Below are 12,355 nucleotides of genomic sequence, written 5' to 3' on the forward strand. Positions count from 1 at the left end.
CCGGCCGAACCGCCGGGTGGCCGGAGCCCCGACCCGACTCGGAGCCGCCCCGCCCCCGCCCTCGCCCCGCCCCCGTTTCCGAGCCCGGGGACGCCTCGGGGCGCTCCGGTCCGGCGGGCCGCGCCGCAGCCCGGCAGGGGCGGCGTCCCCTCCCTGAGCACCGACCCGTCCTCCAGCGGAATGTCGACCACGGGGTACAAGACCGGGAAGTCGGTGAGCGGAATTCGGGGCGGTGCAGGGCCCCATGCGGGCAGGGGGGATCGGCGGTCGCGCCGATCACTCCTCGGGAACCGGGGACTGCGGGCAGGGGGCGGCGGGACAGGGCCGCCCGGTGCGCGGCGGGCGGCCGCGGCAGCGGGGCGCGGAAACGCGGTGGACGACAACGTGCACCGGCGGGTCGCGGAACCGTGCGCGGGCGGCGGCCCGGACGCCCCCCGCAGGCCCGCGCCGCGGCCCCGGCCGACCCGCGGAACCGGCGCCCACCAGGGGAGACGGCGGCCGGGTCGACCCCGGGGCGCGGCGCGGCCGGGGACGGATCGGCGGGGCGGCGCAGCAAACCCGCACCCGCCGGGCCGCACACTGTGCACATCGGCGCTCGCAGACCGTTCCCGACCTCCCTAGGGTCGGGGCTCGCAGGGCGGAACCGTCCCCGCCCCGGCCGGCGCGGCGCCGGCCTCGACGCCCGGTGCCGCGCCGCTCCCCGCATCCCGATCAAGGAGCAGCCTTGTCCCACCACCTGGACTCCCCGGAGGCCCGCCAGGACCCCCGCCTGGACATCAGCGACGTCTACCTCTTTCGGGGGTCCGCCGGCACGGTCTTCGTGATGAACGTGAACCCGCTCTCCGGCGGGGGCGGCTTCCACCACGAGGGCATGTACGAGTTCAAGGTGGACACCGACGGCGACGCGGTCGAGGACACCACGTTCCGGCTGGTCTTCGGGGAGGCGGACGCGGACGGCCGGCAGCCGGTCGAGCTGCGCCGGCTCGACGGCGCGGACGCCGCCGACCGGGACGCCCCGGGCGTCCTGCTCGGCGCCGGGCGCACCGAGGAGGAGATCGCCGCAGGGCAGGGCATCCGGCTGTGGGCGGGCGCCGCCGCCGACCCGTTCTACATCGAGGGCAGCGTGGTCACGGCCGTGGTCACCGCCATCGCGCAGGGCACCCGGCTCGACCTGAGCGGGTTCGACCCCGCCGCCCCGGCCAACCTGTTCGCCGGAACCGACGTCAGCGCGATCGTGCTGGAGGTCCCGGACGCCGCGCTGGGCGCCGACGAGATCGGGTTCTGGGGCGTCAGTGTGCTGGCGACCGACGCCGGCGGGTGGCGGCAGATCAACCGGTGCGCCCAGCCGCTGGTCAACACGCTGTTCAACCCGGCCGACTCGGAGCGGGCCGATGAGTTCAACCACCACACCCCCGCCGAGGACCGGGAGATGCACGGCGAGGTGTTCGCCCGGCTGGTCTCCCGCGCGGTCGCCGCCAACGGCACGGCCGGCGATCCGGACGCCTACGCGGAGCGGGTCTGCGCCGAGCTCCTGCCCGACCTGGTCCGGTACCGGGTGGGCACCCCGGCGCACTTCGGCTTCGCGCACCGCAACGGGCGCGGCCTCACCGAGGCCGCCCCGGAGGCGATGTTCGCCCTGGTCCTCAACAAGGCGGTCCCCCTCGGCCTGGACGCCTCCTCGGCGAGCGGGGAGCCGCGGGCGGAGTTCCCCTACCTCTCCCTCCCGGTGGGCGGCCCGGTCCCGGCGGCCTGAGCAGGGCGCCCGGAGCGAGCGCCCCGCGCCCACCCGCCCGCGGCACCGCCCTGTTCGCGCACCGACCTCGACGCCCGCCGGCGGGGCCGTCCCCGTCCCTGCACGCTTGTACGATGCCCGCTGCCGAAATCGATGTCCCACCCCCCGCGAGGCCGATCATGGGTGTCACCGCGACCTTCCGAAGCGTCGGCGAAGAGCAGCTGGAGCGTGCCAGGAAGGATCCGTTCTACGAGGACGACGAGGGCCCGCAGGCCATGGAACTCGCCCCCGGGCTCATCGGCGAGTCGGCGGACTGGTTGCGCGGCGTGCGGTTCGCCTACGTGTACGACGAGACCGACGAAGACGGTTCATCGAGCAGGACTTCGAGGAGTTCCGCGCCTTCGTCCTCGCGGCCGCCGAGCGGGGCGAGGGCGCGTTGTTCCATTTCGCCTGAGAGGGCGACCCGCGGTTCCGATTCCCCGTGACGGCCGCGGCCCGGCCTGCGGGTTCCGCCTTCACCGGGATCCCCGCGGGCCGGGGCCGGGAACCCCGTCGGCCGCGCGGCGGCGGGCCGCCCCCCCGCCCGGGACCGGGGCGCTGTCGGCACCGTCCGGTACGTTCGCAGGCTCTTGCAGCGACCGGACGGACGGGGCCGCGGCGGCGGGCCCGGCCGACACTCGAACGAGGTGGGAAACAGTGCTCCTGCACGGAAAGAACGCCATCGTCCACGGCGTCGGCGGCCTGGTCGGGAGGGCGGTGTCCCGCGCGTTCGCCCGCGAGGGCGCCACCGTCTTCCTGGCCGGGCGGACCGCCGACGGGCTGCGGCGCACCGCCGAGGAGGTCGAACGCGACGGGGCCGCGCGCACACCGCCGTCGTCGACGCCTACGACGAGGCGGCGGTGGATTCCTACGTCGCCGAGGTCGCCGACACCGCCGGCGGGATCGACGTCTCCTTCAACGCCGTGATGTACGGCGACGTGCAGGGCACCCCGCTTCTCGACATGCCCACCGACACCTTTGCCGCGCCGCTGGCCAACGCTGTGCGCGCGCAGCTGGCCACCACCCGCGCCGCGGCCCGGCGGATGGCCGCGCGCGGGTCGGGGGCGATCCTCACCGTGACCGGGTACGGTCCGCCGTTCCCCGGCCTGGGCACCACGGCCGTCACCTGGCAGACCGTGGAGAGCCTGTGCCGGCAGTGGGCGGTGGAGCTCGGCCCGAGCGGGGTGCGCGTCGCCTGGGTGCGCATCGGCGGCACCTACGAGGGAGTGGTGGACGCGCCCGACTACGGCAGCGGCTACACCGATGCCGGCGGCGAGGCGCTGCTGGAGGAGCTCCGCTCCGAGGCGATGCTGCGCCGCCTGCCGAACCTGGACGAGGTCGGCGACGCCGCCGCCTTCCTCGCCTCCGACCGGGCCCGGTCGATGACCTCCACCGCGGTCAACCTCACCGCGGGCACGGTCTCCGACTGACCTCTCACCGCTCCGCGCCCGGCCGCCGGTCCCGCCGACGGCCGGGGAACGGGCAGGCCGGGAGAGGGAGACCACCCCCGTCCCCTGATCCCCCTCCGACCTGCTCGAACAGAAGCATTTCCCTGCGAACCACGCGATCCGCGCGGTTTTTCGACCCGGCCGGTCACAAACGCGCGGCGCGCCCCGTCATGGGAGTGAAGGGCCGAACAGGCCCCGAGACCTGACGAGGAGCGCAAGCCATGTCCACCGCCTACATCGCCGTCACCGTCCTCGCCGCCGCGATGGTGGCGTTCTCCGCCGTCGCGGTCTTCGCCCGCTTCAAGTGGGTGGTGGGCCCGCTGGCCCAGTACGGCGTCCCGGAGTCCTGGTGGCCCTGGCTCGGCTCCGCGAAGGCGGCGGGCGCGCTGGGCCTGCTGGTCGGCCTGGCCGTCCCGGTGATCGGGGTCATCGCCGGGATCGCGCTGGTGCTGTACTTCACCGGGGCCCTCATCACCGTCCTCCGGGCCCGCTCCTACCCGCACATCCCCGCCCCGCTGATGTACATGGCGCCGGTGGTCGGGGCGCTGGTCCTCGGCGCGGGCGGCTGAGCGCCCCGGAGACCGACCGGGCCGCCGCCAGGGGCGCGGCCGCCGGTCCCTCGCCGGCGCCCCCGGACCGCCCCGGGGAAGTGCCGCCGCCCGCCCGGCCGGGAACGCCGAAGGTCGGAGGCGGCTGGCAGGATCGGCGCCATGAACACCACCCGCACCACCCCGCCGCGGCGGCTCGACGTCGCCGAGGCATTCCCCGAACTGGGCCCGCTGGCGCGCCCGGCGTACCGGCTGCACCCCCGCCCCGGTTCTCCGTCGGTGCACGAGAGCTCGGTCGGCGGGCCGCTGCTGTGGCCCGCCCGCCAGCAGTGGCCGACCTGCGACAAGTGGCACGAGGGGCCGCCCAACCCCCTGCTGCCGGTGGCCCAGCTGTACGCGCGCGACGTGCCCCTGCTGCGGTCGTTCGGAAAGGCCGACCTGCTCCAGGTGCTGTGGTGCCCCTTCGGGCACCCGCCGGACCACAAGCCGCCGACGGCGCTGTTCTGGCGGAACGCCGCCGACGTCACCGACGTCCTCGAAGCGCCGCCCCGGCCGTTCGAGGTGGAGGAGGACCACTACGTGCCGGAGCCGTGCGCGCTCGCCCCGGAGCCCGTCACCGAGTACCCCGCCTACCTCGACCTGAGCGGGGAGCTGCAGCGGAGGCTGTCGGACCGGGGCGCATGGCGGGTGGCCGGCGGCGAGGTGGACGGTTTCGACGAGATCGACCTGCAGAGCCTCTACACGGGCGAACTGTCCGTGGCCCCCGGCTGGAAGGTCGGCGGCTGGCCCCCGTGGGGCTGCACCGACCCCATCGCCCGGTTCTGCATCATCTGCGGCGCCGGGATGACCCCGCTGCTGACCATCGCGTCGGACGAGTGGGACGGCGGCACCACGGGCTGGATCCCCTACGAGGACCGGGACCTCGCCGAGCGCGGCGGCGGCAACGTGTCGAACCCGCCCGAGGTCCAGGTCGGCAGCGCCGACCACCTGCAGATCTACGTCTGCCCGAACTCCCCGGCCCACCCCTACCCGGGCGGGAGCCACCCGCACACCGACCTGATCCAGTGAGCCGCCGCCGTCGGTCCCCGGCCCTCTCGGCGAGGAATTCGTCGAAGGTCCGGGGCTCACGCCCGGTCGGCTCCCGTACGTCCGCCGTCACCTCGGACGGCGGGCCCGAGGCCGTGTCGGCGTAGAGCCGCAGGAGGTCGTCGACGAACCGGCCGGGCAGTCCTCGGGCGAGCGGCCGCGCCTCCGCTTCGGCGGGGGGCCGGCCGGGGAAGGAGACGCCGGGTTTCGCGGCGATCTCCTCGCGCGGCAGCGCTTCGGGGCCGGTCGGCTCGTACGCCCGTCCCGCGCCGGCCGGTCCCGTCAGCAGGACGGCGGCGAGGCGGCGACGTCGCGGGCGGTCGGTCAGGAGTCGAGGGGGTCGCGCCGGATGGGACACGTCATGCAGTGCCCGCCGCCGCGCCCGCGCCCCAGCTCCGCCCCCGGGATGGTGATCACCTCCACGCCGGCCCGGCGCAGAGCGGCGTTGGTCTGGGTGTTGCGGTCGTAGGTGAACACGACGCCCGGCTCGACGGCGACGGCGTTGTTGCCGCTGTCCCACTGCTGGCGCTCCGAGGCGTAGACGTCCCCGGCGGTCTCCACGACCCGCAGCCGGGGGAGTCCGAGGGCATGGGCGACGACGTCGGTGAAGCGGGCGTCTCCCTCGTCGGTGATCTCCACCTCCGGCGCCCGGTCCGAGGGGCGCAGGGAGAAGGCGTGGATCCCGTCCACGATGGCGGGGTGCACGGTCACCAGGTCGCGGTCGGCGAAGGTGAAGACGGTGTCCAGGTGCATCGCCGCGCGGAGCTTCGGCATGCCCGCGACGACCACCCGCTCGGCGGCTCCGGCGTCGAAGAGCGCCCTGGCCAGCTGGGTGATGGCCTGCCGCGAGGTCCGCTCGCTCATCCCGACGAGGACGGTGCCGCGGCCCGCCGGCATGACGTCGCCGCCTTCGAGGGTGGCCCGGCCCCAGTCCTTCTCGGCGTCGCCCCACCAGACCGTCGAGCCGGCGTGGTCGGGGTGGAAGCGGTAGACCGCCTGCATGAGCATGGTCTCGTCGTGCCGGGCGGGCCAGTACAGCGGGTTGAGCGTGAGCCCGCCGTAGATCCAGCAGGTCGTGTCCCGGGTGTAGAGGGTGTTGGGCAGGGGCGGCAGCAGGTACTCCCGCGCCCCGGTGGACTCCCGGGCCAGCGCCACGTACCCGGTCCGGTAGTCGCTCGGCAGGTCGGTGGTGGACAGGCCGCCGATGAGGTGGCGGGCCAGGTCCCGCTCGTTCAAGGAGTCGAGGAAGGCCCGGGCGCCGTCCATCAGCCCGAGCCCGACCCGGTTCGCCGTGATCCTGCGGTCCAGCAGCCACGCCCGCGCCTCCGGGATCGCCATGGTCCGGGCGAGCAGGTCGTGGAGTTCCACGACCTCCACGCCGCGGCGGGTCAGCTCGCCGACGAAGTCGAGGTGATCGCGCTGGGCGGCCTCCACCCACATCACGTCGTCGAAGAGGAGGTCGTCGGAGTTGGTGGGCGTCAGGCGCTCATGCGCGAGCCCGGGGGCGCAGACGAGTACTTTGCGCAGGCGGCCGACCTCCGAGTGCACGCCGTAGGTCGGCGCCGTTCCGTCCGTTCCCATTCCGGGCTCCTCCCCGATTTCGGTGAACCGTTCAGTCTGGTGCGGTGTTCTGTGCCCCTAAAGGGTGATCCACCCTGCGGCCAATGCGGCGACGCCGATGAGCGCACCGATCACGACGGCGCAGAACAGGGCGAATTCCGCTGAACTGAAGAGCTTTTTCCCTTGCTCGCGGCGGGTGATCAGGAAAAGGATCGTGGCCGGTGCGTAGAAGATGAACGAGATCAGGACGAATCTCAGCCCGGCTGCGTAGATCAGGAACGCGGTGTAGGCCGTCGCAGCGAGGGCGATGACCGCGTCCCGGCGGATGTCCGCGCCCCGCGCCTCGGCGTAGGCCTCCCGTGTCCACACCAGCTTCAGCGCGTACGCCGCGGCGAGCAGGAACGGGATCAGCGTCAGCGCGGCGGTCAGGTCGAGCGCGAAGTCGAACGCGTCCTCGGAGAACAGGGTGATGACCAGGACCAGCTGGGAGAGCAGGGTGCTGAGCAGCAGTGCGTTGACGGGGACGTCGCGTGGCGTCAAGGCGGACAGGAACCTCGGCATGTCCCGGTCCTGGGCGGCCACGTACAGCACCTCGGCGGCCATCAGCGTCCACGCCAGGTAGGCGCCGAGTACGGAGACGACCAGCCCGGCCGCGACGAACACGCTTCCCCAGGGGCCGACGGCGGCCTCCAGGGTGCCGGCCATCGACGGCTGCTGGAGCCCGGCCAGCTCGTTCACGGGCAGGATGCCGTAGGACACGATCGTCACGGAGGCGAAGACCGCCAGGACGCTGCCGAATCCCAGGAGCGTGGCGCGACCGACGTCCTCCCGGCGCGCGGCATGCCGGGAATAGACGCTCGCACCCTCGACGCCGAGGAACACGAACACCGTCACCAGCATGGTGCCGCGCACCTGCTCGAAGAGCGTCCCGGAGTCGGCGCCGCCGGCGAAGTTGCCCGCGAACACCTCCGGATCCAGCACGAAGACGGCCAGCAGCACGAAGACGATGATGGGCAGCAGCTTGGCGACCGTGACGATCCGGTTGATCGCCGCCGCCTCCTTGGTGCCCCGGCGGATCATGAGGAAGAAGAGCCACAGGCCCACCGACGACACCGCGACGGCGACGACCGTGTCGCCCGCACCGAGCGCGGGGAACACCGCCCCGAGGGTGGACATGATCAGCACCCAGTAGGTCACGTTGCCCACGCAGGCGCTGGCCCAGTACCCGGCCGCGGAGAAGAAGCCGATGTATTCCCCGAACCCGGCTTTGGCATAGGCGTAGACGCCCGCGTCGAGGTCGGGTTTGCGCACGGCCAGCCGCTGGAAGACCAGGGCGAGCGTCAGCATGCCGACGCCGGCGATCGCCCAGGCGATCAGCGCGCCGGCGACCCCGGTCTCCTGGGCGAAGCGCTGCGGCAGGGAGAACACGCCGGCGCCCACCATCGACCCCACGACCATCGCGGTGAGCGTCGGCAACGAGACTTTTGCCGCGCCGGAAGTGGACTTTTGCTGTTCCGCCATTACGGCAAACCCCTCGCCTGTACGCAAATTGTCGGGCGCAGTGTTTTAAAAGCGATATTCGGCCTCCAAGGCCGGCATTCCTTTCGGCGGTCGGCGAAGCGACACGCGGAGAGTCGCTTTTTCGCACGGCCCCTCGCCGGCGCCCGGTCCCCTCCGCGGCACCGCGCGGGCGGGTCAGTGCGCGGCCGGCGCGGGCGCCCCGGGTGTGTACGCGGCGGGCCAGGGCAGTGCGCGCGGCAGCGGGGCCGGGGCCGGGCCGGCGGCCAAGGTGTCGCCGGAGACCGCGGTGACCGCCAGCCCGTTGGGGACGGGGCGCTCCCCGTCCCCGCCGTTGCGGTTGCGCTTCTTCAGCCCCTCCTCGCCGAGGGAGCGGGCGAGCAGCGCCGAGGAGCCCCCGCCGTCCAGCTCCAGGGCCTGGTCGGCGCCGGCGTCGGCGAGCACCCGGGCCACCTCCGGCAGGGTCGCGCCGGGGACGCCGGAGATCCGCCCGTCCACGGCGGCCAGGAACATCCTCCGCCCGTCGGCGGAGAACCCGATCGCGGTGCGCGGGTGCCGCGCCCCGTCGCTCGCCCCGGTCGGGGCGCCGTCGCGGACCAGCACCCGGTGGCCGCCGATGACGGTGCGCGCCGGCCCGCCGGAGTCCAGCCGGTAGTCCACCGACACGGTGTCGCCCTTGTCCAGCTCGGCCACCCGGTCGGCGGCCTTCCCCAGGCCCACCAGGACCTCGGTGCCCTCCTCGATCGCGCCGCCGCCCGCCTTGCCGCGGACCTCGCGCACGACGTCGCCGGCGACGACCGCCTCGGCCACCCGCTTCGCGCCCTTCGCCGCGCCCTTCCGGGAGTGGTCGCCCCACTCGGAGGTGTACAGGCCCAGGCCGCCGTCCGGGATGACGTGCGCGTTGAGCGCGTCCAGCTCCACCTCGCCGCCGGGGAGGTCCGCGGTGCCCTCGAAGCGGACGGCGCCGATCCGCCCGGTGCCGTCCTCGTCGAAGACGGCGGCCTGCACCCGGTCGCCGGTGGGCGACTTCAGCACCTCGCCGCCCCGCATCGCGGCCCCGCGCGGGGCGCCGGTGGCCCCGATGTCGAAGAAGTCGCCGTTGACGGCGGCCACCACGTCCCGCCCGGCCGGCGCGGTGAGCGCCTTCGCCATCTTCGGCACGGTCGCGGTCGCGGCGACCGCCCCGGCGTCCAGGTACTCCACCCGCGCGCCGTCCTCGCCGCCGAGTTCGGCGGTGAGCAGCGCGGTGTCCTCCCGCCCGCCGGTGGCCGGGGACGCCAGCGACGCCAGGCGCACCCCGACGGCGACCGGTACGTCCTTCTCCGCGGCACCGGCCGCGGGGGCGCCGAGCGCCCCCGACAGCACCACTGCGGCGGCCCCCGCCGCCACGGCTCGCAGCGGACGGATGCGCGCAGAGCGGATCACGGCGACCCCTTCCAGCCGAGCGCCCGGACGAGCGCGGATCAGATGACTGAAAGTAGTCGAAAACCAACTCTATGTATCGCAATGGCGCGCGGACGGCCGGGAACCGGCATAGCGGGGCGGGACGGCGCCGCCCCGGTCGTCAGCGGAACGGCGGCTCAGGGCGCCGCCGGCACAGGACGCCGCCGGGGGACGAGTGCGGCGCCCCCGCCGGGCAGCGGCCGGGGGCGCCTCCGCACGGTCACAGGGCCCATTCCTCCCGGTAGTCCGGGTGGTCCGCGTACACGGCGGCAAGAGCGCGAAGGCCCGCATCGACCTCCGGCCGATGATCCGGGCACTCGCCGGCCGCGATCTCGTCGGCGCCGTGGCGGCAGCCGTATTCGGCGTCGACGGCCGCGGCCTGCGCGAGCGCGAAACGGGCCAGGCGCCGTTTCGCCCGGACCTCCCGCAGCACCCGCGCGGGGTCGTGGCGGGCGATGTGGCGGGCGACATCGGCCCCTCCGAAGGCCGTCCCCTCGGCGACCTGCCGGTTCTTCCGGTCTCCACCGGCCTCCCTCCGCACGACCTCGTGGTACTCCGCGCGCCACTCGGCTCCGTCGGCCATGGAGGCGGCGTACCTCGCCTGGTCGGTGTCCTCGTCGAGGCGGGCGTTCAGGAACTCCAGCAGGGTCATGGTGCTCATTCTGGCCGGGTGCTCCCCGCCGCCCCGGTGCCGGGCGGCGCCGGGGCCCGCTCCTAGACTCGCCTCCATGGCGAACCCCGTGGCTTCCCCGACCCTCTACCTCGTGGTCTCCGGCGCCCTGTCGCCCGAAGGCGTACCGGAGCTGGTGGAACTGCTCCAGGACGACGGCTGGAGCGTCACCGTGCTGTCCACCCCCAACGGCACCCGGTTCCACCAGCCCGAGCGGCTGGCCGAGCTGACCGGCGAACAGGTCCGGGTGGAGTACCGGATGCCCGGCACCGGCAAGTCCCTGCCCCCGGCGGACGCGGTGCTGGCCTGCCCGCTCACCTTCAACTCCACCAACAAGTTCGCCCAGGGCATCGCCGACTGCTTCGCCATCGGCCTGCTCTGCGAAATGGCCGGCTACGGCGTGCCCACGGTCGTGGTCCCGAGCTGCAAACCCCAGCTCGCCGCGCACCCCGCGTTCCAGCGCTCCCTGGAGACACTGGAGTCGATGCCGGCCGTCACGGTGCTGTACGACCCGGATGCCCCGCAGGACGCCCGGCTGCCGAAGTGGGGAGAGCTCGTGGCGGAGGTGCGGAAGGCGGCGGGGCTGGGCAGGTGACGGCGACCCCTGCCGCAGTCGCTCCCGGCAAGCCGGATCAAGGGCCGTCCGGTGGCCGCCGCCCGCCCGCCACCACCCCTTGAAAAAAGGGTGACCCGCCTCCTGCTCCGGTGGCAGGGTCGGGCGCGTGAGCATCCACGACTACTTGCCGAGGAACAGGCGGCTGGCCCGCAGGCTCCTGGGCCGGCGCCTCCGGGCGGTGCTCCGCCTGCACGATCACGAACTCGAAGAGGAGCCCCGCACCGAATACGGTGCCGTCCTGCTTCTCGGAGACGCCGGGGAGGAGTGGCTGATCGATCTGGAAGAGGGCTGGGGAAACCTCATATTCATCGGCGATCCGGCGCGGGCGATGTCGGAGAGCCTCTGGTACCGGGGCTTCTCCCGGCGCACGCCCGTTGTGCCGGCCTCTCCGGACCATCCGCTGAGATCCCTGGTGACCGAACCGATCACCGGTGTCGAAACCATCAGCCGTGAGCCGGAATGCGAAGAGGCACCGAATCACTTCGCGATGCGCGGGCTGCGGTTGACCACGAGCGGCGGATCGCAGACCTGCTTCGGTGGATATCTCCGCGGCCCCATCGTCACCAGTGAGCTGGCTTTCCTGGCCCCGGATGAGGTCGCCCCCGGACTGCGCTTCACACCGCTGTGAGTGGTCGAATCGCTGCAGTGGCGGGAGGTGCGGACCCCGCGGCTTCGGCCGCAGGGCCCGCACGATGGGACGAGCTCAGATGCGGACCACGATCTTCCCCCGAGTGTGCCCGCGCTCGGCGTACGCGTGCGCTTCCGCGATCCGTTCGAGGGGGTAGCTCCGCTCGATGCGCGGTGTGTAGCGGCCCTGCCGACCGAGTTCGCCCGCTTCGGCGAGGAGCGCGGAGTCGTTCTCCGCGTTGGCCGGATGCACACCCAGGCGCTGCGCATTGGCGTGGTCGGCGATCGTCGCCACGCGGGCAGGGTCGCCCGCGATCGCGACGAGATCGGCCAGGGACCCGGAGGCCGCGGTGTCGAGCACGATGTCGACGCCGTCCGGGGCCAGGGCGGCCAGGCGCTCGGCGAGGCCGGTGCCGTAGGTGGTGGGGACGGCTCCGAGGGAGGCGAGGAACTCGTGGTTGCGCTCGCGGGCCGTCCCGATCACGGTTGCGCCCTGAGCCACCGTGATCTCGACCGCGGCGCTGCCCACGCCTCCGGCGGCCCCCTCGATGAGGAGAGTGCGCCCGCGCAGGGGACCGAGCGCCTTCAGCCCGCCCAACGCGGTCACGGACGCCAGACCGGCGCCGGCGGCCTCCTCGACGCTCCACGTGCCGGGCGCAGGGGCCCAGGCCGAGAGCACGGCCAGCTCCGCCGTCGCACCGGTGACACCGCCCAGCCCGAAGACGCGGTCGCCGACGCCCACCCCCTGCGCCCCTTCACCGATCTCGTCGACCACACCGACGGCATCCCGCCCGGGAATCGCGGGCAGCTCCACGGGGAGCATCTCGTGCACCGCACCGGAACGCACCTTCCAGTCGACGGGGTTGACCCCGGCCGCCGCGACGCGGATGCGGATCTCTCCGGGCCCGGGATGCGGGTCCGGCACCTGCTCGACCACGAGGGTCTCCACACCGCCGTACTGGTGATATCGGACTGCGCGCATGGCGTTTTGCCTTTCCACGCGGCCTGAGGCGCGTTATGTGGGTTGACGCGGCGGACCTCCGGAGCGACGAGGAGAGTGACAAGCTT

12 protein-coding genes are annotated in these 12,355 nt (G+C 73.9%); 7 read left to right on the plus strand and 5 right to left on the minus strand.

Annotated elements, in window-relative coordinates; genetic code table 11:
• Nucleotides 1-724: 724 nt before the first annotated feature.
• The 5 genes from D459_RS0129305 to D459_RS0129325 all read left to right on the plus strand — a co-directional run bounded on the left by D459_RS0129305 (nucleotide 725) and on the right by D459_RS0129325 (nucleotide 4,835).
• On the plus strand, nucleotides 725-1,753 hold the full coding sequence (locus tag D459_RS0129305) for a DUF4331 family protein (protein WP_017596554.1): 1,029 nt from the start codon (nucleotides 725-727) through the stop codon (nucleotides 1,751-1,753).
• Between the two features lie 113 nt (nucleotides 1,754-1,866).
• Nucleotides 1,867-2,217, plus strand: a complete 351-nt coding sequence (locus tag D459_RS37245; protein WP_241485154.1) for a hypothetical protein — start codon at nucleotides 1,867-1,869, stop codon at nucleotides 2,215-2,217.
• Nucleotides 2,218-2,418: 201 nt separating this feature from the next.
• A complete protein-coding gene (locus tag D459_RS37250; RefSeq protein ID WP_241485155.1) occupies nucleotides 2,419-3,201 on the plus strand; it encodes an SDR family oxidoreductase in 783 nt (260 codons plus the stop codon).
• A gap of 239 nt (nucleotides 3,202-3,440) precedes the next feature.
• The gene (locus D459_RS0129320) at nucleotides 3,441-3,788 is read left to right on the plus strand and encodes a DoxX family protein (protein ID WP_017596557.1); all 348 of its coding nucleotides are present in this window, start codon (nucleotides 3,441-3,443) and stop codon (nucleotides 3,786-3,788) included.
• Nucleotides 3,789-3,929: 141 nt separating this feature from the next.
• A complete protein-coding gene (locus tag D459_RS0129325; protein ID WP_017596558.1) occupies nucleotides 3,930-4,835 on the plus strand; it encodes a YwqG family protein in 906 nt (301 codons plus the stop codon).
• 342 nt (nucleotides 4,836-5,177) lie between these two features.
• Here the strand turns inward: D459_RS0129325 and D459_RS0129330 are convergent, their stop codons facing one another.
• The 4 genes from D459_RS0129330 to D459_RS33985 form a co-directional block, all read right to left on the minus strand.
• On the minus strand, nucleotides 5,178-6,434 hold the full coding sequence (locus D459_RS0129330; RefSeq protein WP_017596559.1) for an arginine deiminase: 1,257 nt from the start codon (nucleotides 6,432-6,434) through the stop codon (nucleotides 5,178-5,180).
• A 57-nt stretch (nucleotides 6,435-6,491) separates the two neighbouring features.
• A complete protein-coding gene (locus tag D459_RS0129335) occupies nucleotides 6,492-7,889 on the minus strand; it encodes a basic amino acid/polyamine antiporter (RefSeq protein ID WP_017596560.1) in 1,398 nt (465 codons plus the stop codon).
• A 219-nt stretch (nucleotides 7,890-8,108) separates the two neighbouring features.
• A complete protein-coding gene (locus D459_RS33255; protein WP_020380385.1) occupies nucleotides 8,109-9,356 on the minus strand; it encodes a phosphodiester glycosidase family protein in 1,248 nt (415 codons plus the stop codon).
• Nucleotides 9,357-9,594: 238 nt separating this feature from the next.
• On the minus strand, nucleotides 9,595-10,035 hold the full coding sequence (locus D459_RS33985; protein WP_017596562.1) for a DUF6221 family protein: 441 nt from the start codon (nucleotides 10,033-10,035) through the stop codon (nucleotides 9,595-9,597).
• 67 nt (nucleotides 10,036-10,102) lie between these two features.
• Here D459_RS33985 and D459_RS0129355 point away from each other — a divergent pair, with 67 nt between their 5' ends.
• Nucleotides 10,103-10,639, plus strand: coding sequence for a flavoprotein (locus D459_RS0129355; protein WP_020380387.1), 537 nt, complete (start codon nucleotides 10,103-10,105; stop codon nucleotides 10,637-10,639).
• A 127-nt stretch (nucleotides 10,640-10,766) separates the two neighbouring features.
• Nucleotides 10,767-11,288, plus strand: coding sequence for a hypothetical protein (locus tag D459_RS0129360; protein ID WP_017596564.1), 522 nt, complete (start codon nucleotides 10,767-10,769; stop codon nucleotides 11,286-11,288).
• Between the two features lie 75 nt (nucleotides 11,289-11,363).
• Here D459_RS0129360 and D459_RS0129365 read toward each other — a convergent pair whose 3' ends face one another.
• On the minus strand, nucleotides 11,364-12,269 hold the full coding sequence (locus D459_RS0129365; RefSeq protein WP_026120866.1) for an NADP-dependent oxidoreductase: 906 nt from the start codon (nucleotides 12,267-12,269) through the stop codon (nucleotides 11,364-11,366).
• Nucleotides 12,270-12,355: the final 86 nt, after the last annotated feature.

It is taken from the genome of Nocardiopsis potens DSM 45234 (genome assembly GCF_000341105.1).
Taxonomy (GTDB): domain Bacteria; phylum Actinomycetota; class Actinomycetes; order Streptosporangiales; family Streptosporangiaceae; genus Nocardiopsis_A; species Nocardiopsis_A potens.

Bases quoted from the DNA above. Each gene is read 5' to 3' on its own strand.
- D459_RS37245 (WP_241485154.1), top strand. From the start codon at position 1,867: ATGCCCGCTGCCGAAATCGATGTCCCACCCCCCGCGAGGCCGATCATG.
- D459_RS0129320 (WP_017596557.1), top strand. From the start codon at position 3,441: ATGTCCACCGCCTACATCGCCGTCACCGTCCTCGCCGCCGCGATGGTG.
- D459_RS0129325 (WP_017596558.1), top strand. From the start codon at position 3,930: ATGAACACCACCCGCACCACCCCGCCGCGGCGGCTCGACGTCGCCGAG.
- D459_RS0129330 (WP_017596559.1), bottom strand. From the start codon at position 6,434: ATGGGAACGGACGGAACGGCGCCGACCTACGGCGTGCACTCGGAGGTC.
- D459_RS33985 (WP_017596562.1), bottom strand. From the start codon at position 10,035: ATGAGCACCATGACCCTGCTGGAGTTCCTGAACGCCCGCCTCGACGAG.
- D459_RS0129355 (WP_020380387.1), top strand. From the start codon at position 10,103: ATGGCGAACCCCGTGGCTTCCCCGACCCTCTACCTCGTGGTCTCCGGC.
- D459_RS0129365 (WP_026120866.1), bottom strand. From the start codon at position 12,269: ATGCGCGCAGTCCGATATCACCAGTACGGCGGTGTGGAGACCCTCGTG.